This window comes from Amycolatopsis sp. NPDC026612 (assembly GCF_040638285.1).
In the GTDB taxonomy this organism is placed as follows: domain Bacteria; phylum Actinomycetota; class Actinomycetes; order Mycobacteriales; family Pseudonocardiaceae; genus Amycolatopsis.
Genome location: NZ_JBEZYB010000011.1, coordinates 57,905 through 79,970, shown reverse-complemented (window position 1 = coordinate 79,970; position 22,066 = coordinate 57,905). Strand labels below are relative to the sequence as shown.

Below are 22,066 nucleotides of genomic sequence, written 5' to 3'. Positions count from 1 at the left end.
GGGCTTATGAGGGCGCGCTCGTCGAAAGAGGAATGGCGTCCGAGCGCGCCAGAGGGGGAAGGACTTCTTGCGGGCGCAACAAAGCGCACCGCCGTGTCACGGGAAAAGATGCGGACGCGAAGCCGTCAGAAGAAGACGGACGTGGGCGCGTCAGCGACCCGTGAAGGGAGGTGTTCAGTCAGGAGTGACGCCGGGCTGTTCGCCCGGGGTGCGCAGCGCGTGGCGCAGGCCGGCGCGGCTCATTGCCGCGACGGCGGTGTCGACGGCTTCGGTCGTCCAGAACGGGACGCCGAAGTTGAGGCCGTCGAGGTGTCCACCGGGGGTCGTGGTGCCGCCCGGGGCAGTGGGGACCGACGGCGCAACCGGAAGCTGCGCCGGGATCAGCGGCGACGGCAGGTCACGGTGCCCGTCGCGGGACTGGCCCGCGGCACCGGTGACGTCGTCGTACTGCGAGCCCGTCGGCATCGCGAGCGCGGCTCGCAACACGGCGGGAAGTTCGACGGTCGAGACGGCGGGCGTGCCTGCCGTCCGGCCGGCGGCGGAGGTCACCGGCTCCTGCTCGACCGGGGCGAGCCCCGGGAGCACGGGAAGCGGGATCAGGTCGCTGTGCCCGGCCGGGTCGAGCAGCTGCCACACGTGGCGGCCGAAGTCCTCGGCCGGCGCGGGGGCGATGGTCTCTTCGATGACCTGGCGGGTGTCCTCCGGCTTGCGCGCGATGTGCTCGAACGCGCCGAGGGTGCGCTGGGCCGGGCTCAGCACCGCGTCGTCCGCGAGGTCCGACGCCGCGTCGCTGACGCTGCCGGAGACCTCGTGCTGGAGGGTGCGGGCGTCGGTGCGGCCGCACGGACGCGAGGTCGACGGCAGCTGGGGCTCGCTCCACGCGGTCGCGTCCTGGTGGCAGGCCGCGTCGGCCACACCGCCGGCGACATCGCCCGCGACGTGCCCGGCGCCGTGGTTCACGTCGCCGATCCCGCCGACGGTGGCGTCGGTGACCGGCGTGACGGAGGCGGTGCCGACCTCGACGGTGTCCGCGGAAGCGGTGGCACCGGAGACGAGCCACGCGGCGGCAGTGCCCGCCATCGCGCCACCGAGGACGAGCAGCGCACGCGACACGAGACGGCCGACGCGCTTGGCGCCCTGCCCCTCGTTCGTCGCCGTGTTCGCCACTCGTCGTCTCCTCGTGCCTGGTTCGTGATCCGGCCGTTGCGGAAGCGACCTAACCAAATCGGCGCCACCCCGCGCACCTCTGGCGCGACTTGATGCCCCCATCGTGTGAAAGACACACGGTGTGGGCCGATTTGACGGTCGGTGATCATGCCTGGCCGTCCCGCGTGTCGACGCGGCGGAGGGAAAGCGGCCGAATCGGGCGGTCCAGCCGCTACGGTGAGCCAGTGACCCACGCGCGACGCGAAGACCCGTTCCTGCCGAAGCACGAGGACGTCACCGGGCTGATTCCCCGGGGCCTGCGCATCAGCGCGGCCCTGGCGTGGCGGTTCATCGTGGTCGCCGCCGCGCTGTACGCGGTGGTGTGGGTGATCGGCTACCTGTCCGTCGTCATCATCCCGCTGTCGGTCGCCCTGCTGCTCTCGGCGCTGCTCGCGCCGGCTGTGCAGAAGCTGGTGGCGGTGCGGTTCCCGCGCGGGCTGGCAACGGCGATCGTGCTGATCGCCGGGCTGGCGGTGCTGGGCGGGTTGCTCACGTTCGTCATCACCCAGTTCTCCTCCGGCCTGCCGCAGCTGCAGAAACAGCTGAACGACAGCCTCAACCAGATCAAGGACTGGCTCATCAACGGCGCACCGCACCTGCGCCAGGAGCAGATCCAGGACTTCATCAACCAGGCGATCGGCTTCATCCAGAACAACCAGGCGTCGATCACGACCACGGCGCTCACCACGGCGAGCACCGTCGGCGAGATCCTCACCGGGTTCCTGCTGACGCTGTTCATCACGATCTTCTTCCTCAGTGGCGGCGAGGGCATCTGGACGTTCCTGGTCCGTGCCGTCCCCGGCCGGGTGCGCAACCGGGTCGACGTCGCCGGGCGCCGCGGGTTCGCGTCGCTGGTCAGTTACGTGCGGGCGACCGCCGCGGTGGCCGTGGTGGACGCCGTCGGCATCGGCGTCGGCCTGTGGATCATGGGCGTCCCGCTGGTGATCCCGCTGGCCACGCTGGTGTTCCTCGGCGCGTTCATCCCGATCATCGGTGCCGTCCTCACCGGTGGCGTCGCCGTCCTGGTCGCCCTGGTGACGAACGGCTTCATCGGCGCGGTGATCGTGCTGGCCATCGTGATCGGCGTGATGCAGCTGGAAGGCCACGTGCTGCAGCCGCTGCTGCTGGGCCGCGCGGTGAAGCTGCACCCGCTCGCGGTGGTCCTCGCCATCACCGCCGGTCTGGTGGCCGCCGGGATCGCCGGCGCGCTGCTGGCGGTGCCACTGCTGGCGGTGCTGAACGCCGGCGTCCGGTCGCTGCTGCACGAGACCGACCCCGACCCGGCCGAGGTGAACGTCCTCAAGGACCAGGCCGCACAGCCGAACGACGCCGATCCCGGGTCCTCGCGGGCCACGGTGGCGACCCGCGGACAGGACGACGACGAGAAGTGACCGTCCGGCGGACGCCCGACCCGGTCACGCCGATGTGGCGGGGCGTGCTCGCCTTCCGGCTGCTGACCTGGGCGTTCGCCTGCGGCACGGTGATCGTCCAGAGCGGTCAGTACCGGCGCGAGTGGCTGGCGTGGACGATCCTGGGCGTGATGGCCGTGTGGTCGGTCGTGAGCAGCTTCCTCTACCTGCGCGAGCGGACGCGGCCGCCGGTGCTGGTGGTCTTCGACCTCGTGCTGTCCACCGGGCTGCTGCTGACCTCGCCGTGGGTGCTCAGCGACGCCCAGTTCGCGCTGAACGTCCCGCTCATCACCACGGTGTGGGCGGCCGTGCCCCCGGTCGCCGCGGGCGCCCGGTTCGGCGCGGCAGGCGGGGTGCTCGCCGGGCTGGTCGTCGGGGTGGCGACCGCGCTGGCGCGGGAGAAGTTCGACCTCGACGTCGCCCGCGACGGCGTCCTGCTCGCCGCCGCCGGGCTCCTGGTCGGCATGGCCTCGACGATGGCCCGCCGGTCGGCGTTGCGGCTGGAGCAGGCCCTGCGCAAGGAAGCGGCGACGGCCGAGCGGGAGCGGCTGGCCCGGTCGATCCACGACAGCGTGCTGCAGGTGCTCGCCCGGGTCCGCAAGCGCGGCAACGAGGTCGGCGGCGAAGCGGCCGAGCTGGCGAAGCTGGCCGGCGAGCAGGAGATCGCCCTGCGAGCGTTGGTGACCACCGAGCCGGTGAAGCCGAACGACAGCGGCAAGACGAGCCTGCGCGCCGCGTTGCAGCTGCTCGCGACGCCGTCGGTGCAGGTCTCGGCCCCGGCGGACGACGTCGAACTGCCGGCGCACGTCACCGGTGAACTGGTCGCCGTGACCCGCGAAGCGCTGGCGAACGTCGAAAAGCACGCGGGCCCCGGCGCGCAGGCGTGGGTGCTGCTGGAGGACCTCGGCGACGAGGTGGTGGTGAGCATCCGCGACGACGGACCGGGCATACCGGACGGTGTTCTCGAGCAAGCGGCCGCGAACGGGCACCTCGGCGTGGTGGAATCCATCCGGGGGAGGGTCCGCGACCTCGGCGGGAGCGCGGCCCTCGACACCGGGCCCGGCCGGGGCACGGAGTGGGAGGTCAGGGTGCCGAGCACGAGGGGTGCGAAATGAGCGAGGAGCCGCGGATTTCCGTGATGGTGGTCGACGACCACCCGATGTGGCGCGACGGGGTGGCCCGCGACCTGACCGAACACGGCTTCGACGTGCGGGCGACCGCTCCGGACGCCGACGCGGCGCTGCGGATCGCGCGCACCGTGCAGCCGGACGTCGTCCTCATGGACCTCAACCTCGGCGGCACGTCCGGCGTGGACGCCACCCGCGAGATCACCGCGGCGCTGCCGTCCACGAAGGTGCTGGTGCTGTCGGCGAGCGGCGAGCACAAGGACGTCCTGGAGGCAGTGAAGGCCGGCGCGTCCGGCTACCTGGTCAAGTCGGCGTCCGCGGTGGAGCTGGTCGACGCCGTCCACCGCACCGCCGCCGGCGACCCGGTGTTCACCGCGGGCCTGGCCGGACTGGTGCTCGGGGAATACCGGCGGATGGCCGACGCGTCCGCCGAGGACACCGCGGGTGCCGAGCCGCCGCGGCTGACCGAGCGCGAGACCGACGTCCTCCGCCTGGTCGCGAAGGGGCTGACCGCCCGGCAGATCGCCGAACGGCTGGTGCTGTCGCACCGCACGGTGGAAAACCACGTGCAGTCGACGCTGCGGAAGCTGCAGCTGCACAACCGCGTCGAGCTCGCCCGGTACGCGATCGAGCACGGTCTCGACGAGGAGTGATCCCTCAGGGGAGGACGGCGAAGCCGTTCCACTCGCCCTCCGGTAGCGCCGCCGGGCCCAGCCGCCACTGCGGTTCACCGGGGTGCCAGGCGGCGAGGACGCCGTCGGCGAGCACGAGGTCACCGGCGTCCGACCAGTCGAAGCCGCCGCCGCGTTTGAGGTGCTCGGTGATGAACGGCATGGCCGGGGCGTGTTCCCAGGTCGGCCCGTCCGGGCGGAGCAGCCAGATGTCCCGGGTCTGCGTGCTGGTGTTCCGGTAGGCGGGGTCGGCGAAGTCGGCGGCCCACACGGCACCGTCGCGCGAAGGCACCACGGTGGGCGCTCTGCCGATCGCCGGCCTGCTCAGCTGCTTGCTGGTGTTGGTGCGCAGATCGACGAGGGTCAGGTCGGCCAGGCCGTCGAGCAGCATCCAGTCGCCGGCGACGCCGAGGATGCGCGGGGCCTGCCGGACCGTGCGGCCGGTCGCCGGGTCGATCAGCGCGTCGGTCGACTCGGCGGCACCGGCGTTGATGGTGATCAGCAGGCCGTGCGCGGTCTCGGCGCGGACCTGGGTGCGGCAGCTGGCGGTCTGGCCGTGGCCGAGTTCGCCCGCCGAGAGCGAGACGTGCTGGAGGCGGCAGTCGTCCGGCGCGTCCTGCCGGATCAGCCACACGCCGTCGCCGACGGCGTCCGAGGCGGCCGACCAGGCGCGGCCGAGGGAACGCGGCGGGCTCGACGGCCCGGTGTAGTCGAGGATTTCGGCCGGCTCGGGGCTGGGCGTGTACGCCGGGTAGACCGTGAGGACGGCGTGTTTCCCGACCCGGACGACGCTCAGCCCGACGTCGCCGCCGGGGTAGCCGGGCGGCTTGGCCGCGGCCCCGTGGTCGGCGTCGAACAGGGTGGGGCCGGCGGTCGGCAGCAGCGCGGTGACCCCGATCCCGCCGGTCGCCCGCACGCCGGTGAGTCCCTCCCGCGGAGGTTGCGCGGTGGACGGCGGTGTCGTCGGGGCGGTCGGCGGCGCCGGTGCTTCGCCGGTGCACGCGGACAGCAGGACAACGGCCGCGACGGCGGCGGCGGCGCGGACTACGGGTCCGTTCAGGGTTTTCCCCCGATCTCCCTGGTCGAATCCGGTTCTACCATCGTTGACATGGGCGAGGAAGAGACCGCAGCGGCGGAACCGGTGACCGAAACCAAGCCGTTGAGCGAGCGCGATCTCCGGGTGTCCGACGACGAGCGCGAGCACGTCGTCGGTGTCCTGCAGAAGGCGATCGGCCGCGGCATGCTCGACCTCGACGAGTTCACCGAGCGCACCGACCGGGCGCTCGCGTCGAGGACCCGCGGTGAGCTGAACGCCGTGCTGGCCGACCTCGCCGGCCTGTACCACCCGGCCGCGGCCGTCGCCGCCGCTCCGGCGTACGCGCCTCCGGTGGGCTACGGCGGCTTCTCGCCGGGGCGGCGCTTCGAGCTCAACGCGAAGTACTCGTCGCTGCACCGCGGCGGGCCGTGGGTGGTGCCGTCCGAGATGGTCGTGCGCAACAAGTACGGCTCGACGAAGCTGGACTTCACCGAGGCCCAGGTGCAGTCGCCGGTGGTGCACATCGAGCTGGACGCCAGGTGGGGCTCGGTCGAGATCATCATTCCGGAACACGCCGCGGTGGACCTCAACGCGATCGGCGACGTCAAGTTCGGCGCCATGGAGGACAAGACGCGCAGCAACGGGCGGATGGGCAACCCGCGGTACGTGCTGAGCGGCCGGGTCCACGGCGGTTCGCTGGTCGTCCGGCACCCGCGGCGCGGGCTCTTCGGCTAGCCGGGGCCCCTCTGCCCCCGGCGTCAAGAAGGCCTCCCCACCCAGGCATCGGGTGGGGAGGCCTTCGCCGCGTCAGGCGGCCAGCGGCCGGACCGCACGCAGGTGCCGGGCGACGAACCAGACCAGGACGGCGAACGCGACGGCGGCCAGCCCGGCGACCACGTGCAGCCCGTCGGGCAGACCGTGGGAGCGGACGACGGCGTTGCCCAGCGTGCCGACCGTCGCGAGGCCGAAGGAGTAGCCGAACTCGTTGACGGTCTGGGCCAGCGAAGCGGCGGCGCCCGCCTTGCGCGGCGGGACCGAGCCGACGACGAGGTCCGTGCCCAGCGCGACCATCGGGCCGACACCCAGTGACGTCACGGCGAACCCGAGTGACGGCCACACCGGGCCGCCCGACGGGTCGACGAGGGCGAGGATCGCCATGCCGGACGCGGCGAGGGCGACCCCGCTCGCGATCAGCGCGCCCGGCCGGATGCGGCGGGCGAGCACCGGCGCGGCGAGGAAGCTGACGGTCGAGGCGGCCATCCCCGGCAGCAGGCCCAGCGCGGCCCCGACCGGCGACAGGTGCTGCGCGAGCTGGAAGAACTGCGCGACGAACAGCATGGTCGTGCCGCCGAGCATGCTGAACAGCAGCATCCCGCCGAGCGTGGTCCGGAACGCCTTCGCGGCGAACAGGCTGAAGTCGACGAGCGGATCGGCGAGCGTGCGCTGCCGCTTGACGAAGACGTACCCGAAGAGGCCGCCGACGACGATGGCGAGCGCCGGCCCGGCGTGGAGGCCGTCGCGGGCGAGCTCCTTGACGCCGTAGACGGCGGGCAGGATCGCGGCGAGGGAGAGGGCGACGCTCGGCAGGTCGAGGCGCCCGGCGGTCTCGTCGCGGTACTCCGGCAGCAGCTTCGGGCCGATGACCAGCAGCAGAACCATGGCGGGGACGCCGAGCAGGAAGACCGAACCCCACCAGAAGTGCTCGAGCAGGAAGCCGCCGACCATCGGGCCGACGATCGCGCCGACGGTGAAGCAGCCGGCCCAGATCCCGATCGCTTCGGCGCGCTGCCGCGGGTTCGTGAACATCGTGCCGATCAGCGAGAGCGTGGACGGAGCGAGCGTGGCCCCGGCGATCCCGAGCGCGGCCCGCGCGGCGATGAGCATGGCGGCACTGGTCGAGAAGGCGGCGACCACGGAGGCGGCCCCGAAGGCGGTGGCCCCGATGAGCAGCAGCTTCCGCCGCCCGATCCGGTCACCGAGGGTCCCCATGGTGACCATGAAGCCGGCGACCATGAAGCCGTAGGTGTCCATGATCCACAGCTGCTGGGTGCTGTCGGCGTGCAGGCTGACGGCGAGCTTCGGCAGCGCGAGGATGAGGACGAAGACGTCCAGCGAGACGAGCAGGGTGGGCAGGGCCAGCACGGCCAGCCCGATCCACTCCCGGCGCCCGGCCCTGGCGCCCTCGGCCGGTCCGGCCTGGGCCGGGGCGGAGATGGTGGCGGTCATGGTGAGGTCCTCTCGACTCGGTGCTTCGCTTCTCACCTGTTCGTCGAGCGGGCCGAGACGGGATCGACAACGGCCGGGATATTTCTTCGGGACGGCGTTGGGGCGGGTTGTCCACACCCCTCGATCAATGTGGACAACCACGCTGCTTCAGGTTCGCACAGGTCAGCACGGTCGGTGATGCCCGATAGACTGAAAGTGGGGGGGGTGCCCCTGCGAGCGGGGTTGATTCGCTGCTCGTCGAATCGACTGCCCGGGTCAGCGGCGCGCAGACGTCGACCGGCCGCCTGAGCGAGCGGCCGACGTCGGCGCGCCACGAGTTCAGGGGCGGGCCGCCGCGCGGGCTGAGGCCGGGTCCGAGGTGGCCACGGCCGCTTCGGCCAGGGCTTGGCACTCCGCGAGGGTGGTGGCCGCCAAGCTCGCGCCGACCGTGCGGATCGCCGGGGCGTTCATCGACAGGCTCGTCAGCCCCAGGCCGGTCAGGACCAGGGCCAGCCGCGGGTCCGCCGCCGCTTCGCCGCAGACGCCTGCCGGTTTGCCCGCTGCCTTGGCCGCGTCGCCGATCAGCTTCAGCAGGCGCAGGAGGCCGGGTTGCCACGGGTCGTTGAGCTTCGCGACCGCGCCCAGCTGGCGGTCCGCCGCGAACGTGTACTGCGCCAGGTCGTTCGTGCCGACCGAGACGAAGTCGACGACGTCCAGGATCTCCCGGGCGCTCAGCGCCGCCGCCGGGATCTCGATCATCACGCCCGCCCGGGCGATGCCCGCCGCGCGGACGCGGTCGGCGAACCAGGCGGCCTCCTCGACCGTCGCGACCATCGGGGCCATCACCGAGACCTCGGCGCCCGAATCCCCGGCCGCACCCGCGATGGCCTCGAGCTGGCGGTCCAGCACCTCGGGACGGTCGAACGCCACGCGCAGCCCGCGGACCCCGAGCGCGGGGTTCGGCTCGGCTTCGGGGGAGAGGAAGGCCAGCGGCTTGTCGGCACCCGCGTCGAGGGTCCGGACGATCACCGGCTTGCCGCGGAACGGCGCGAGCACGGCCGTGTAGGCGGCGCGCTGGTCGGCCACCGACGGCTCGTCCGAGGCGTCGAGGTAGCAGAACTCGGTGCGGAACAGGCCGACACCTTCGGCGCCCGCGTCGGCGGCGGCCTGCGCGTCGGCCGGGGAGCCGACGTTGCCGTAGACCTTCACGCGGTGGCCGTCGGACGTGGCGCCCGTGCCGTTCCACTCGGCGAGCTGGGCCACCGTCGCCGTGACGACCGGCGCCGAGGGGTCCGCGACTTCGACCGTGCCCGTGTCACCGTCGACCGCAAGCGCTTGCGCGTCCAGGGCCAGCAGCCCACGCACCGCGACGACGGCCGGGATGCCCAGCGCCCGCGCCAGGATCGCGGTGTGACTGGTGGGGCCGCCCTCCTCGGTGACCAGGGCGAGGACCTTCGCCGGGTCGAGGCCCGCGGTGTCGGCCGGAGCGAGGTCGCGAGCGACCAGCACGCTCGGCGACGCCAGCTCGGGCACCCCCGGCGGCGCGATGCCGAGCAGCTCGGCGACCAGCCGGTCACGCACGTCGCGGACGTCACGGACGCGCTCCGCCAGGTACCCACCGGCGGCGGCCAGCGCTTCGGCGAACCCTTCGGCGGCCTGGTGGACGGCTCGCGCGGCGGGCAGTCCCTGCGTCTTGACCAGCGTTTCGGCCTGGGACACGAGCGCCGGGTCGGCCGCCATCGCCGCGGTGGTGATGAGGATCGTCGCGGCTTCACCGGTGGCGGTCTCGGCCTGCTTCTCCAACCGCCCGGCGACGATCGTGGCCGCGGGCGCGATCCGGGCGGCCTCGGCGGCCGGATCCGCCGGGGCGGGCGTGGCGGCGGGCTCGCCGAGCGGCTCCGCGACTCGGACGACGGGACCGCTCGCGCGGCCGGGGCTGACGGCGACCCCGGACAGGGGCACCGCCGGCGTGCGCTTCCCGGCGGAGGCGGCATCGAACTCAGACATGGTCTAGACCATAGCTCAGATGAGCCTCGATATCTCGTGGTGGCGGGCACAAACCGCGTCGCCGGTCGCGGCTGGGCACCGGCCTCCCGGCCAGCATACGGCGGCCGGTCCGCCGCAGGTGCTCCCCGCGGCCGCGCAGCACCCGGTCGAACGGCATGATCGCGAGCCGGCCGGGCCGGCGCGCGTCCGCGATCGCACGCAGCTGAGCGGCGTAGCTGGGAGTGACCGCCGGATGGTCATTCCCCCAGGTCGGCGGCGGTGGGGTAGGACGGCTGCGCCCCGTGCCGCGTCACGCTCAGCGCCGCGACGCGCACCGCCCGCTTCGCCGCGGAAACCAGGTCGTCGCCGTCGGCGAGCGACGCGGCGAGCGCGCCCGCGAAGGCGTCACCGGCCCCGGTGGTGTCCACGGCCTCGACCTTCGGTGACTGCACCCGGCTCACCGAACCGGCTTCGACGACAACAGCGCCGGCCGCCCCGAGCGTGACGACGGCCGTCCGGGGTCCGAGGTCGAGCAGCTTCCGGAAGTCCGCGCCGGGCCCGGTCAGCCAGGCGGCCTCGTGCTCGTTGACCAGCAGGACGTCCAGCTTGGCCAGCGTCTCCGGGGAGAGCTTCGCCGCCGGAGAGAGGTTCAGCAGCACCTTCACGCCCGCTTCGGCGGCCCGCGCGACGGCGTGCTCGACGGTCGGCAGCGGCACCTCCAGCGAGACGACCATCACCTCGACCCCGTCGAAGACGGCGTCGACGTCGGCGGGTTCGAGGCTGGAGTTGGCACCGGGGGAGACGAGGATCGAGTTCTCGCCGTCCGGGGTGACCGTGATGTAGGCGATGCCGGTCGGCCGGTCACTGGTCCGCACGAGCCCGGTGTCGACGCCGGCGGCGCGGAGCGAGTGGAGCAGCAGCCTGCCGTAGGGGTCGTCGCCGACGGCGCCGAGCAGTGCGACGTCCGCCCCGAGCCGGCCCGCCGCGACGGCCGTGTTGGCTCCCTTGCCGCCCGGCGAGAGCACGGTGTCGCCGCCCAGCACCGTCTCCCCACCGGCCGGCCGCCGATCCACCGCGACGACGAGGTCGGCGTTGGCGGATCCCACAACGAGGACGTCGGAGTTCATACCCGCACTGTGCCAGAAACCGGTCCGGACCAGGTCAGCACCGGCAGGCGAGAGGAAAGTGAAGGTTTTTGTAACTTATCCGGGGCCGAGTGCGACAATCATGCGAGCAGCGGAAGGCCGTCACTCGATCGGGGGATGTCCGTCCCTCGGCCGTCACTTGGTGGCCCCGGTCCCGCTCTCCTGGTGCGTCATCGCGGAGACGTGATGACGTTGCCCCAACCGGCGCAAGCCGGGCAGGGCATCGGGTCGCCGGCGCCGATCACGTAGCCCCCCGAGTGATCGGCGTCGGCGGCGCCCTTTCACCCCTGGCCGAGCGCCAGGGGCACCCCGGCCGGCAAGACGCTCCGGATGTGCGTTTCGAACTGCCTCACCGCCGTCGCGCTCAGGGTGCGTGGCAGCCGGTACCAGCCATCGCCCAGCCGCAGGGGGTAGAGGTCCGGACGGTCGAGCGGGAAGTCGACGGCCGCGGCCCGGAACTCGAGGAGACCGGAACGCAGCCTCAGCTCCGCGATCTCCGGCCAGGAAACCGTGAACTTCCGGTAGTACGTCGTCCACCGGAGGCCGGCGGCCGAAAGCTCCAGGAGGACCCGCGCCTTCCGGGAACGGCTCTGTTGTTCGAAGACCGCCGGCCAGGTCGTGCCGACGAAGACGACGATGACCACGACGATGCACGCGGTGCGGAACCCGTTCCGCGGACCGAACTCGATCACGACGCCGAGCCCCACCTCGATCATGAGGGCGAAGAACTGCACCCAGCGGAACAGCACGCGGTTCCAGCCGTTGACGTGGATCGTGACGGAACCGGACGAATCGACCGGCGGCGGCACCCATTCCGGCTCCGCCGCCCGGACCGGCGGCGGTGGCGGTGGCGCTTGCGTGCTGGGGACGCGTTCGGCCGTGACGCTGACGTGCTTCGCCAGCAGCTCCCGCACGCCCGGGACTTCTGTCTCGTCGAGCTCGAGCCCCGCCACCAGGAAGCCGCCGTCGCCGATGCGGACGAGGCTCCGGCTGCGGCTTTCGAACCGGTCGTCCGCCGGGCGGAGAACGACCTGGTGACGGGCGCCTTTCTGGGTGCCTTTGACGACCGAAGCCGACCGGAGCTCGTCCCATCGCAGCGCCCACGCGAGTCCGCCGATCACCCGGGAGATCCCGGCGGGCTCGATGATGAGCTCGTTGCGGACCGGCTTCTTCAGCGACCGGAAGACCAGGTTCAGCCCCAGCAGTCCGAAGCCTCCACCGAAGACCCACCCGACCACGCCAGGATTCCGGTGCGTGGCCGCCAAAGCCATCCAGAGGAATCCGCCGGCCACGCACAGGAGCACGCCGGCGAGGATCCAGTGCGGCCCGTCGGTCCGCGAAACGACGAGTCGATCGCCCTGTGGCCCGGTCATTCGATCGACCCCGAGATCCGCTGCGTACCCGGCTGTTCGAAGACCGGGGGCTGCACGGTGGTTTCCTTCTCCGGGGCATCGTCGCCGCCGTCCGCCCAGTCGTCGACCCCTTCGGCCTGCTTCTTCCGGGACTCCTTGCGCCATTCCTTCTTGGCGTCATCCCGGACTTCCTTGCCGAAGTTCTCCCCGAACTTCTCGCCGAACTCCTTCCGGACGTCGCCGCGGAACTCCTTGCCGACGTTCTCCAGGTTCTCGCCGAGCGGCTTGTCCGCCGAGACGATCTTCTTCCACCGCTTCCGATCAGGCCGTTCGTCCTTGACCTTTTCGAGGAACGTCCGGGTGTCGCGCGGTTCGTTCTTGATCAGGCCGCCGACCTTCTTGAGCGGGCCGGGCAGGCGCTCGGCGCCGCGTTTCAGGGCACCCTTGACCCGCCGGAAGATGTCGCCGATGCGGTGGAACAGCTCCTGCGCCTTCTTGAAGGCCTTCAGCAGCTTCTTGATCCACTCCATGCACTTGCTGCCGGTCTTGACGGCTTCCGCGGTGCCCCCGGTGGCCATGGCCACCGGCAGGGCCGGGCCCGGGCACCGGCAGGCGATGCTGATGAGCTTGCCGACGCAGTCGGAGATCAGGTCGCGCACGATCGAGCGCACGACGCTCAGGATCGTTTTGCAGATGTCGACCAGCTTCGCGATCGCGTTGGCCCCGGTCGCCACCCCGGCATACGTCGCCGCACGATCTTCGGCGAAAGCTCGGTAGGCGTCCGCCGAGGCGCCTTCCCAGGCGGCGCTGTCCTTCTTGACGGTGTCCTGGAGGTCGGTGCTGATCTTCTCCAGTTCCTTGCCGACGTTCTCCCAGGTCCCGACCATGTTCTCCAGGGCCGTCTGGTCACCCGTGAGCCAGTCGAGCGGCTCCCGCAACCAGGGGAAGAACTCCATCGCCCAGCCGACGGCGACCGAAGCGAGGGTGCCGATCGGGTCCGCGACGAGTTCCACGAAATCGCCGGCACCGAACGCGGCGTTCAGCAGGCCTTCGGTCCAATTGCCGTCGGCAACGGCGGCACCCGCGTCCAGGAAGTCCTGGACGAGGCCGGCACCTTCCCAAAACTTGCGGTCGTCCGCCGCGTCCGTCTTGATCAACGGGTTGTCGGCCACGCCTCAGTCCTCCACCTTGAACAGGTCCTTGAACTCCGCCTCGTCGGCTTCCTTCAGCTGCTGCCACAGCTGGATGCGGGTTGAGTGGTCGTACGACGACGTCGACGCCGATTCGATCGCGATCTCCGCCACCTGCTGGGCGATCGCGCAGATCGCCGCGAGCGGGATGCCGAGCAGGCCGAACGCCTCGGGGTGCTCGGTCGCGCGGGCGGCTTCCTTGCACTTGTCGATCCGGTCGGTGATCGCCTCGATGTGGTCGCGGTGTTCCCGCAGCTCCTGCGGGTCGACCGCGAAGCCCGGGCCGCCTGGTCCAGCCATGGTTCCCTCTCCTCGCCCGCGCTTCAGCGCAGGTAGTCGCCGTCGCTGAAGTAGTCGTCGTCGCGGCCGCCCTCGGACGATGGGCGCGGCGGCTCCGGCGGTTTTGGCGGTTTCGGCTGCTGCCGCTCTTCTTCCGGCACGAACCGGTCACCTTCTTCGCGAGGTGCGGCCGGCGGGGCGAACCCTTCAGGTGCGGGTGCCGGGAACGCCTGCTCGAGCCGGCTGACCAGCTGGTTCATCACTTCGGGCCCGACCGGATCGGTGATCCCGGCCTGCATCGCCCCGGCGAGCTTGCTCTGGGCGGACTTGACGGTGCGGAGGATCTCCTCGGCGAGGTCCGGTTTGTCCCGCACGCCCAGCCCGATCTCCAGGCCGACGAGGTTGCCGGCGTGGTCGACCTTCACCCCGATCTGGCCGTCTTTGCTGCGCTCGCAAACCGAGACCGCTTCGATCTCGCTGACCATCCGATCGGCTTTGCGCTGCGACTCCGCCATCCGGGCCTCGAAGTCCGCGATCAGCTGCTCAGGATTCGACACGCGAACCTCCCCGTTCACGTCAGTAACCGTACGGCGACCGAGTGTGGCACACCGGTCCGACAGTTTCGGCGGAGTTCCGGTTATCCCCACCCCGATCGGGGCGCAAGCCCGGCGTTCGTGCTGGTCAGCGGCTCGCATTGGCGGCCGGGCGCCGATCGGCTCGTACAGTGGGTAACCGGTGAGGTATTGTCCGTGACGCAGGAGGGGAGATCGAACGCGAGGGGAGCGCGCGGTTCGATGGGGTTGTTCGGCGACATGCTCGACGCTGCCCAGCACGTCGGGTCGGAGATCGCGCACGCCGTCCAGTCGGGTGGCGAGCGGCTCGGCAACGTCTTGACCGGTGCGGGCGTCGGCCTGCTCGCGGGTGGGCTGCCCGGCGCGGTCGCGGGGGCGTACGTCGGCTCGCAGACCGGCACCGGGGCGGCGAACCCGCAGGCTTCCGGGCTGTCACCCGGCCAGCTGGTCCAGGCCGTGCGGAACGGTCCCGGCACCGAATCGCTGCAGCAGGTGCACCAGGCGGGCGTCGACCAGTCGACTTACCAGCGCCGGCTCGAGCAGGGCACGCGTGAGCTGACCGCTGATCTCGAATCAGCGTGGACCGGCGGCGCGTCGGACGCGGCCCGGGAGCGGCTCCGGCCGTTGACGGCGTCCGCGACCTCGGCGTCCACGACCCTGGACCGCAACTCGACGCTGGCCCAGGCGCAGATCGACCAGTTCCACCAGCTGAAGAACTCGCTGCACCCGGACGTCACCGACCAGCCGCCGACGCGCAGCGCCTGGGACACCGCGACGCCGTGGGACACCGACACCGAAGACAAGATCAACCAGTACAACCAGAAGGCCCAGGAGAACGTCGAGCGGTACAACGCGTATTCGCAGCAGTCCAGCTCGAACACCGCGGCCCGCACGATCGACTACGGCCAGCTTGGCGCGTACACCGGCGGCGACTTCAAGGTGCAGGACCCGAAGAAGCCGGTCGAGCCGCCACCACGCAAGCACACCCGGACCGGCGACGACGACCGGTCGATCGGGTCCCAGGTGCAGCCGCCGGCCGTTCACCCGCCGGTCGTCCAGCCACCACCGCCGGGGCACGTCACGCCGCCAGGGCAGGTCACGCCGCCGGGCGTGCACCCGACCGGCGTGGACGACAGCGTCCGGGCTCAGAGCTACGTACCGCCGTCGACGCAGTACCCGCCGGGCTACCAGCCACCGGGGACGGGACCAGGGAGTGGGTTCGGCCTCGGCTCGGGTCCCGGTGGCGGCTTCGGAGCCGGTTTCGGGCCGGGCTTCGGCCCTGGCGGCGGCTTCGGGCCGGGCTCGTCGTCCGGCACGGGCAGCGGCAGCGGCAGCGGCGTGGGCAGCGGGAGCGGCGCCGGATCCGGTGCCCGCGGCCCGGGATCGGCGTCCGGAGCCGGCGTCCCCGGCGAAGGCCGCCCCGGCGCGGCCGGCGGGATCCGCGGCGGTGCGGCGGGCAAGCCGGGCACGCCGGGGATGGGCGGCATGGGCCAGGGCGCGAAGGGCGGTAAGGGTGAGGAGGACACGGAGCACCAACGCGCGTCGTACCTGGTGGAGGCGGATCCGGAGAGCATCTTCGGTGGCTCCGACGAGCGGACGGTGCCCCCGGTGATCGGCCTGTGATCTTCCTGCCCAAGGCCGCCCTGCTCACCGCGTGGGAGTGGGAACGGCACGGCACACCGCCCGCGGTCCTCGGCGCCGACAACCTCTGGCTCGGCGACGAGACCCGCAAGCGGCTCGACGAGAACGTCCTCGACGTCCTGGCGTCACTCCGGCTGGCCGCGGGCGGCACGTTGACGCGCGAATTCCGCGACGTCCTGCGCGTCCTGGCGAAGGGCGTCCACCAGTTCACGGCGTGGCTGGGCGACATCGAAGCGGACGAGTCGGGTGCGGTGCTGGTCTCGGCAGCGGGCCCCGACGCGCTCCGGCTGATCCGGAAGGACGACACGGTCCGGATCGACACCGTGGAACCGTCGCGGCTCGCGGAGTCGCTGGTGGACGTGCTGCCGCCGGTGCCACCCGCCCGGATTTCGGCTGTGTCGATCCCGGAAGCGCGGTTCACAGGCCGGGCGGTCGAAGCGTCGTACGACCTCGACGACCCGACCATCGACCGGGTGCAGGACCCGTTGCCGTGGGTGCGCCGGCTGATGGCGGCGCGGCGGACGGGACTGCACCAGTGCTACGCCGTGAACCGGGGCATGCGCAGCGCGCCGATCACGGCGGTGGACGTCGCCGGGACCGGGCGGGTGCTGACGTACGCCTATCCGGGGCGCGAGCGGATGGTCAGCTTCCAGCCGGGCACCCGGGGTGCGCTGACCGATGTCCTGTACGCGACCCTGAACGGGTTAGGGGGAGGACGATGACGGGTTCGATGTTCAGCGGGCTCGGCTTCTGGGCGACGGACATGCCGAGCGGAGGAGCGCAGCCCGCTGGTGGGCAGGGCTTCGCGATGAGCTCCGACGAGATGCGGGCGATGCTCAAGAAGGCCGAAGACCAGCTCAACACCGTCAGCGAGCAGATCCGTCAGGCCGACATCCTGAGCCGGGCGAAGCCACCGGCGGAAGAGCCGGTCAGCCAAGCGGCGGTAAACGGCCGGAACGGCATCAACGAGGCCGGTCGCTACTACCAAGGCCATCTGCAGTACCAACTCGATTACTACACGGAGCTGACTCGCCGGATGAGGCAAGCACTCGGCATCACAGAAGCGGCAGACCAGCAGGCCGCGGATTCGACGAAGAAGATCAAGGGGTCGCTCGAATGATCCGACGGATTCTCGCCACTACGGCCGCCGCGATCACCGGAGTGGCAGTGCTGGCCTCCTGCACAGGCGACCGCCAGACACCCGGGACGGCCACCCCAGCTCCGTCGAGCAGTGCTGAACTGCCGAACAGCGGAGCACCGAAAGTGGACAACCCGTTGCCGGCGAAGGTTCTGGAGGGCAGCCCGTGCGATTCGGCCCTCACCCACCAGCAGTTGACGGACTACCTCGGACAACCCGGCGCCGCGAAACCCAAGGACTCGGAGCTGGGGCCGATGTGCGACTGGGCCAGCACCTCGGGAAGCGGCGCCGGGATCCTGGTCGCCTTCGAGACGAAAACCGGCCAAGGACTCAGCCTCACCTACAAGGTCGAAAAGCCGAAGGCCAGCCGCTGGGTTGACGACCTGACGCCGGTCCAGGGTTATCCGGCCGTCGGTTACGTCGACGTGGGCGCCAGCGGTCAACGCAGCTGCGTGATCGTCGTCGGTGTCGCGGACGACTTGGCCTATTCGGTCTCTTTGGTCCTGGGCAGTGACTCGGGCAAGGACGCCTGCCAGCTCGGGCGCGGAGTCGCCGACACGGTGCTGACCAACCTCAAGGCGCGGGCCTGAGCTGCACCTTTTCGTTACGGCAGACCTCGCGTTGATGCAAAATCTGTCGTACCAACCACCTAGACTGTTCGGATGAGCCACCCCACCCGGAGGGGTCGCGCGCGTGCGGCTACCGAACAGGACATCCGGCGCACCGCCCGGAAGCTGCTCGTCGAGCAGGGGCCGGAGGCGGTGACCTTGCGCGCCATCGCGCGGGAGCTGGGGATCACCGCGCCCGCGCTCTACCGGTACTACGAGTCTCGGGACGACCTCGTCGAGAACCTGCGGCTGGACGTCTGCGCCGACCTGGCCGACGACCTCGCCGAAGAGATCGCCGAACTCCCGGACGACGGGATGCTGCAGCTGTTCGCCATCTGCAAGGGCTTCCGGCGGTGGGCGCTCACCCACACGAAGGAATTCACGCTGGTTTTCGCGTCGCCGACCGGCGGGGTGGGCTCGACGTCGGGAAGTGCGCTGAGCCGGGTCGACGAGCCGTTCGGACGGATCTTCCTCGCCGCCGCCGGGCGCGTTCTCGCGCGGCACGACATCGTGCTGCCGTCGGCCAGCGGCGTGCCCGACGAGCTGCGGGACGACCTGAAGACCTTCCAGGAGTCGCTGGTCGCCGTGCTCGTCGAGTCCGATCAGGGCGTGCCGGTGGAGAAGATCGACCTCGGCGTGACGTACCTGATGATCCAGTTCTGGGCCCGGCTCTACGGGCACGTCACGCTCGAGGTATTCGGCAACTACCCGATCCCGATGTCCAAACCGGACGTCCTGTTCGAGGCGATGCTCGCCGACCTCGCGCGGGAGATCGGGCTCTACTCCGGTTAGGCCGCGTGGCCGCCGTCCACGGACAACACCGCCGCCGTCACGTACTCGGCGCCGGGTGAAGCGAGGTAAGCGACCGCCGCGGCCACCTCGGACGGCCTTCCGTAGCGGTCGAACGCCGTAAGAGCGCGCTGATCCGCCGCGTACGGGCCGTCGGCCGGGTTCATGTCCGTGTCCGTCGGGCCCGGGTGGACCAGGTTCACCGTGATGCCGCGCGGCCCCAGCTCGCGTGCGAGCGCCTTGGTCAGGCCGACCATCGCCGCCTTGCTGGTCGCGTACAGCGCCATGCCCGGGCCGGGCACGCGATCGGTGACGCAGCTGCCGATCGTGATCACGCGGCCGCCGTCGGCCAGGACACCGGCCGCGGCCTGCGTCGCCGCGAACACGCCGCGGACGTTCACCGCCAGCACGTGGTCGACGTCCTCGATCGCAGTCTCGGTGAAAGCGCCGACGAACCCAACACCCGCATTGTTGACCAGGACGTCGAGCCGGCCGAACTCCGCGACGGTCGCCGAAACCGCCGCCGACACCGCGGCCGCGTCGGCCGAATCCGCCTGGATCGCCAGCGCGCGGCGGCCGAGGTTCTTGATCCGGTCGACCACCTCGGCCGCCCGCGCGGCGTTGTTCTGGTACGTCAGCGCGACGTCCGCGCCGTCCTCGGCGAGCCGCAGTGCCGTGGCCGCTCCGATGCCGCGGCTGCCGCCCGTCACGAGCGCCACCTTGCCGTCGAGGGTCATCCCGGTTCTCCTTCGATTGAGCCATTTCGTTGACTGCTCAATCAAATCGGGAACACGCGGAAAGTACCGGCGGCTTTCCGACAGCGCGCTACAGGACGATGTTGACCAGCCGTCCCGGCACCACGATGACCTTGCGCGGCGCGCCGTCGCCGATCATCGCCGCGACCTTCTCGTCCGCCAGCGCCGCCGCCTGGACCTCATCCTGAGACGCGGAAGCTGCGACCGTGACCCGGGAGCGGACCTTGCCGTTGACCTGGATCGGGTATTCGACCGAGTCCTCGACCAGGTACTTCTCGTCCACCACCGGGAACGGGCCCTGCACCAGCGAGTCCACGTGGCCCAGCCGGCGCCACAGCTCCTCCGCCAGGTGCGGCGCCAGCGGCGCCAGCATCAGCACCAGCGGCTCGGCCAGCTCACGCGGCGTCGACGCGGCCGCGCCGTACACCTTGGTGACGTGGTTGTTCAGCTCGATCAGCTTCGCGCCCGCGGTGTTGAACCGCATCTCGGCATAGTCCTCGCGGACGCCGGCGATGGTCCGGTTCAGCACCTTCCGGTCGACCTCGGTGGCGTCCTCAGTGGACACTCGCAGCTCGCCGGTCGTCTCGTCGACGACCAGGCGCCACAGCCGCTGCAGGAACCGGTGCGCACCCACGACGTCCTTGGTCGCCCAGGGACGCGACATCGCCAGCGGGCCCATCGCCATCTCGTAGAACCGGAACGTGTCGGCGCCGTAGTTCTCGGCCATCTCGTCCGGCGTGACGACGTTCTTCAGGCTCTTGCCCATCTTGCCGTACTCCTGGGTGACCTCTTCGTCGTTGAAGAAGTACTTCCCCTCGCGCTCCTCGACCTGCTCGGCCGGGACGTAGACGCCGCGCGCGTCCGTGTACGCGTACGCCTCGATGTAGCCCTGGTTGAACAGCTTCCGGTACGGCTCCTTGGACGTCACGTGGCCCAGGTCGAACAGGACCTTGTGCCAGAACCGCGAGTACAGCAGGTGCAGCACCGCGTGCTCGACGCCACCGACGTACAGGTCGACGCCGCCGGTGTCGTCCGCGCCGTGCTCGCCCGGGCGCGGGCCCATCCAGTACTGCTCGTTTTCCGGCGCGCAGAACGTCTCGCTGTTCGTCGGGTCCACGTAGCGCAGCTGGTACCAGCACGAACCCGCCCAGTTCGGCATCGTGTTGATGTCGCGGCGGTAGGTCTTCGGGCCGTCGCCCAGGTCCAGCTCGACCTCGACCCAGTCGGTGGCGCGGGCCAGCGGGGACGACGGCATCGAGTCGCGGTCCTCCGGGTCGAACGTCACCGGCGAGTAGTCGGCGACCTCGGGCAGCTCGATCGGCAGCATCGACTCGGGGACGGCGTGCACTTCACCATCGGAGTCGTAGACCACCGGGAACGGCTCGCCCCAGTAGCGCTGACGCGAGAACAGCCAGTCGCGCAGCTTGTACTGGACGGTCCCGGTGCCGGCGCCCTTTTCGGCCAGCCAGTCGATGATCGTCTTCTTGGCCTCGGCGACGTCCATGCCGTCCAAGAAGCCGGAGTTGATCGCCGGACCGTCACCGGTGAACGCCTTGCCGTCGAAGCCTTCGGACGGCTGCACGGTCCGGATGATCTCCAGGCCGAACTTCTCGGCGAACTCCCAGTCGCGGACGTCCTGGCCGGGGACGGCCATGATCGCGCCGGTGCCGTAGCCCATCAGCACGTAGTCGGCGACGAAGATCGGGATCTGCTTGTCGTTGACCGGGTTCGTCGCGTACGCGCCGGTGAAGACGCCGGTCTTCTCCTTGTTCTCCTGCCGGTCCAGCTCGGACTTCCGCGACGCGGCGACGCGGTACTCCTTGATGGCCTCGGCGGGCGTCGCCGCGCCACCGGTCCAGCGCTCGTCGACGCCCTCGGGCCACGCCTCGGTCACCAGCTTGTCGACCAGCGGGTGCTCCGGCGCCAGCACCATGTAGGTGGCGCCGAACAGGGTGTCAGGCCGGGTCGTGAAGACCTCGATCGCGTCGTCGCCGGACTTGAAGGTGACGCGGGCGCCGTGTGAGCGGCCGATCCAGTTCCGCTGCATGGACTTGACCTTCTCCGGCCAGTCCAGCAGGTCCAGGTCGTCGACCAGGCGATCGGCGTATGCGGTGATCCGCATCATCCACTGCCGCAGGTTGCGGCGGAAGACGGGGAAGTTGCCGCGCTCGCTGCGGCCGTCCGCGGTGACCTCTTCGTTCGACAGCACCGTGCCCAGGCCCGGGCACCAGTTGACCGGCGCTTCGGAGATGTACACCAGGCGGTGGTCGTCGATGATCGTCTTCCGCTCGGACGCGCTCAGCGCGCCCCAGTCACGACCGTCCGGCGTGGGACGGGAGCCGTCCGCGAACGCGGCCTCCAGCTCGGCGATGGGGCGTGCCTTGTCCGCAACCTGGTCGTACCAAGAGTTGAAGATCCGCAGGAAGATCCACTGCGTCCAGCGGTAGTACTCGGGGTCGATGGTGGAGATGCGACGGCGTTCGTCGTGGCCCAGGCCCAGGCGCCGGATCTGGCGCAGGTAGGTCCGGATGTTCTCTTCGGTCGTCTTGCGCGGGTGCTGCCCGGTCTGGACCGCGTACTGCTCGGCCGGCAGGCCGAACGCGTCGAAGCCCATCGTGTGCAGCACGTTGCGCCCGATCATCCGGTGGTACCGGGCGAAGACGTCGGTGCTGATGAAGCCCAGCGGGTGCCCGACGTGCAGACCGGAGCCCGACGGGTACGGGAACATGTCCTGGACGAACAGCTTGTCGCTGGGCACCGGCTGCCCCTCGACGGCGAGCGGCCCGACGGGGTTGGGCGCGTGGAAGGTGCCCTGGTCGGCCCAGTGGTCCTGCCAGCGCTGCTCGATCTGACCCGCCAGCGCGGCCGTGTAGCGGTGCGCGGGGACGTCGGCGGGCGTCCCTGTCGTCTCGGTCATGACGTTTTCCTTTGTTCGAGCCGCTCCAGAAACAACTCGA

20 protein-coding genes are annotated in these 22,066 nt (G+C 71.1%); 9 read left to right on the top strand and 11 right to left on the bottom strand.

Features of this window, described 5'->3' with window-relative positions:
- Positions 1-174: 174 nt before the first annotated feature.
- Positions 175-1,167 carry a hypothetical protein gene (locus tag AB0F15_RS14120; RefSeq protein ID WP_360269875.1) on the bottom strand — a complete coding sequence of 331 codons (993 nt, stop codon included), beginning with the start codon at positions 1,165-1,167 and terminating at the stop codon, positions 175-177.
- A 224-nt stretch (positions 1,168-1,391) separates the two neighbouring features.
- Here AB0F15_RS14120 and AB0F15_RS14115 point away from each other — a divergent pair, with 224 nt between their 5' ends.
- The 3 genes from AB0F15_RS14115 to AB0F15_RS14105 are packed head-to-tail and all read left to right on the top strand — an operon-like array spanning position 1,392 to position 4,395.
- The gene (locus AB0F15_RS14115; RefSeq protein WP_360269873.1) at positions 1,392-2,597 is read left to right on the top strand and encodes an AI-2E family transporter; all 1,206 of its coding nucleotides are present in this window, start codon (positions 1,392-1,394) and stop codon (positions 2,595-2,597) included.
- Positions 2,594-3,730 (top strand): DUF5931 domain-containing protein, encoded by a 1,137-nt coding sequence (locus tag AB0F15_RS14110; protein ID WP_360269871.1) that lies wholly within the window; start codon positions 2,594-2,596, stop codon positions 3,728-3,730. Before AB0F15_RS14115 ends, AB0F15_RS14110 begins: the two co-directional genes overlap by 4 nt.
- A complete protein-coding gene (locus AB0F15_RS14105) occupies positions 3,727-4,395 on the top strand; it encodes a response regulator transcription factor (protein WP_360269870.1) in 669 nt (222 codons plus the stop codon). The genes AB0F15_RS14110 and AB0F15_RS14105 overlap by 4 nt, the downstream gene beginning before the upstream one ends.
- Before the next feature lie 4 nt (positions 4,396-4,399).
- Here AB0F15_RS14105 and AB0F15_RS14100 read toward each other — a convergent pair whose 3' ends face one another.
- Positions 4,400-5,329 carry a hypothetical protein gene (locus AB0F15_RS14100; RefSeq protein ID WP_360269868.1) on the bottom strand — a complete coding sequence of 310 codons (930 nt, stop codon included), beginning with the start codon at positions 5,327-5,329 and terminating at the stop codon, positions 4,400-4,402.
- Positions 5,330-5,521: 192 nt separating this feature from the next.
- On the opposite strand from AB0F15_RS14100, the gene AB0F15_RS14095 reads away from it, so the two are divergent.
- Positions 5,522-6,184, top strand: coding sequence for a DUF1707 domain-containing protein (locus AB0F15_RS14095; RefSeq protein WP_360269866.1), 663 nt, complete (start codon positions 5,522-5,524; stop codon positions 6,182-6,184).
- 72 nt (positions 6,185-6,256) lie between these two features.
- Here AB0F15_RS14095 and AB0F15_RS14090 read toward each other — a convergent pair whose 3' ends face one another.
- From AB0F15_RS14090 to AB0F15_RS14060, 7 genes are all read right to left on the bottom strand, one after another.
- Complete coding sequence (locus tag AB0F15_RS14090) at positions 6,257-7,675, bottom strand: MFS transporter (protein WP_360269864.1); 1,419 nt, start codon at positions 7,673-7,675, stop codon at positions 6,257-6,259.
- Positions 7,676-7,993: 318 nt separating this feature from the next.
- On the bottom strand, positions 7,994-9,661 hold the full coding sequence (gene ptsP / locus AB0F15_RS14085; RefSeq protein ID WP_360269862.1) for a phosphoenolpyruvate--protein phosphotransferase: 1,668 nt from the start codon (positions 9,659-9,661) through the stop codon (positions 7,994-7,996).
- A gap of 236 nt (positions 9,662-9,897) precedes the next feature.
- Complete coding sequence (locus tag AB0F15_RS14080; protein WP_360269860.1) at positions 9,898-10,767, bottom strand: ribokinase; 870 nt, start codon at positions 10,765-10,767, stop codon at positions 9,898-9,900.
- A 299-nt stretch (positions 10,768-11,066) separates the two neighbouring features.
- Positions 11,067-12,158: a hypothetical protein gene (locus AB0F15_RS14075; protein ID WP_360269858.1), complete on the bottom strand. Its 1,092-nt coding sequence runs from the start codon at positions 12,156-12,158 to the stop codon at positions 11,067-11,069.
- Entirely contained in the window at positions 12,155-13,309 is a 1,155-nt protein-coding gene (locus AB0F15_RS14070) for a hypothetical protein (protein WP_360269856.1), read from the bottom strand. The genes AB0F15_RS14075 and AB0F15_RS14070 overlap by 4 nt, the downstream gene beginning before the upstream one ends.
- 3 nt (positions 13,310-13,312) lie before the next feature.
- Positions 13,313-13,627: a hypothetical protein gene (locus AB0F15_RS14065; RefSeq protein ID WP_360269854.1), complete on the bottom strand. Its 315-nt coding sequence runs from the start codon at positions 13,625-13,627 to the stop codon at positions 13,313-13,315.
- Between the two features lie 23 nt (positions 13,628-13,650).
- Entirely contained in the window at positions 13,651-14,163 is a 513-nt protein-coding gene (locus AB0F15_RS14060; protein WP_360269852.1) for a YbaB/EbfC family nucleoid-associated protein, read from the bottom strand.
- A 237-nt stretch (positions 14,164-14,400) separates the two neighbouring features.
- Here AB0F15_RS14060 and AB0F15_RS14055 point away from each other — a divergent pair, with 237 nt between their 5' ends.
- The 5 genes from AB0F15_RS14055 to AB0F15_RS14035 all read left to right on the top strand — a co-directional run bounded on the left by AB0F15_RS14055 (position 14,401) and on the right by AB0F15_RS14035 (position 18,357).
- The gene (locus tag AB0F15_RS14055) at positions 14,401-15,801 is read left to right on the top strand and encodes a hypothetical protein (protein WP_360269851.1); all 1,401 of its coding nucleotides are present in this window, start codon (positions 14,401-14,403) and stop codon (positions 15,799-15,801) included.
- Entirely contained in the window at positions 15,798-16,541 is a 744-nt protein-coding gene (locus AB0F15_RS14050; protein ID WP_360269849.1) for an ESX secretion-associated protein EspG, read from the top strand. Before AB0F15_RS14055 ends, AB0F15_RS14050 begins: the two co-directional genes overlap by 4 nt.
- Positions 16,538-16,939: a hypothetical protein gene (locus AB0F15_RS14045; RefSeq protein ID WP_360269847.1), complete on the top strand. Its 402-nt coding sequence runs from the start codon at positions 16,538-16,540 to the stop codon at positions 16,937-16,939. Before AB0F15_RS14050 ends, AB0F15_RS14045 begins: the two co-directional genes overlap by 4 nt.
- A 41-nt stretch (positions 16,940-16,980) precedes the next feature.
- Entirely contained in the window at positions 16,981-17,547 is a 567-nt protein-coding gene (locus AB0F15_RS14040; protein ID WP_360269845.1) for a DUF3558 domain-containing protein, read from the top strand.
- Between the two features lie 72 nt (positions 17,548-17,619).
- The gene (locus AB0F15_RS14035) at positions 17,620-18,357 is read left to right on the top strand and encodes a TetR/AcrR family transcriptional regulator (protein WP_360269843.1); all 738 of its coding nucleotides are present in this window, start codon (positions 17,620-17,622) and stop codon (positions 18,355-18,357) included.
- On the opposite strand, the gene AB0F15_RS14030 is transcribed toward AB0F15_RS14035, so the two are convergent.
- Complete coding sequence (locus tag AB0F15_RS14030; RefSeq protein ID WP_360269841.1) at positions 18,354-19,091, bottom strand: SDR family oxidoreductase; 738 nt, start codon at positions 19,089-19,091, stop codon at positions 18,354-18,356. The two genes, AB0F15_RS14035 and AB0F15_RS14030, sit on opposite strands and share 4 nt — an antisense overlap.
- Positions 19,092-19,179: 88 nt before the next feature.
- Positions 19,180-22,026, bottom strand: a complete 2,847-nt coding sequence (leuS, locus tag AB0F15_RS14025; protein ID WP_360269839.1) for a leucine--tRNA ligase — start codon at positions 22,024-22,026, stop codon at positions 19,180-19,182.
- Between the last annotated feature and the right edge of the window lie 40 nt (positions 22,027-22,066).

Excerpts from the sequence above, each read along its gene's own strand:
- AB0F15_RS14055 (WP_360269851.1), top strand. The coding sequence starts at position 14,401 with ATGGGGTTGTTCGGCGACATGCTCGACGCTGCCCAGCACGTCGGGTCG.
- AB0F15_RS14090 (WP_360269864.1), bottom strand. The coding sequence starts at position 7,675 with ATGACCGCCACCATCTCCGCCCCGGCCCAGGCCGGACCGGCCGAGGGC.
- AB0F15_RS14105 (WP_360269870.1), top strand. The coding sequence starts at position 3,727 with ATGAGCGAGGAGCCGCGGATTTCCGTGATGGTGGTCGACGACCACCCG.
- AB0F15_RS14030 (WP_360269841.1), bottom strand. The coding sequence starts at position 19,091 with ATGACCCTCGACGGCAAGGTGGCGCTCGTGACGGGCGGCAGCCGCGGC.
- ptsP (WP_360269862.1), bottom strand. The coding sequence starts at position 9,661 with ATGTCTGAGTTCGATGCCGCCTCCGCCGGGAAGCGCACGCCGGCGGTG.
- AB0F15_RS14035 (WP_360269843.1), top strand. The coding sequence starts at position 17,620 with ATGAGCCACCCCACCCGGAGGGGTCGCGCGCGTGCGGCTACCGAACAG.
- leuS (WP_360269839.1), bottom strand. The coding sequence starts at position 22,026 with ATGACCGAGACGACAGGGACGCCCGCCGACGTCCCCGCGCACCGCTAC.
- AB0F15_RS14065 (WP_360269854.1), bottom strand. The coding sequence starts at position 13,627 with ATGGCTGGACCAGGCGGCCCGGGCTTCGCGGTCGACCCGCAGGAGCTG.
- AB0F15_RS14095 (WP_360269866.1), top strand. The coding sequence starts at position 5,522 with ATGGGCGAGGAAGAGACCGCAGCGGCGGAACCGGTGACCGAAACCAAG.
- AB0F15_RS14045 (WP_360269847.1), top strand. The coding sequence starts at position 16,538 with ATGACGGGTTCGATGTTCAGCGGGCTCGGCTTCTGGGCGACGGACATG.
- AB0F15_RS14075 (WP_360269858.1), bottom strand. The coding sequence starts at position 12,158 with ATGACCGGGCCACAGGGCGATCGACTCGTCGTTTCGCGGACCGACGGG.
- AB0F15_RS14080 (WP_360269860.1), bottom strand. The coding sequence starts at position 10,767 with ATGAACTCCGACGTCCTCGTTGTGGGATCCGCCAACGCCGACCTCGTC.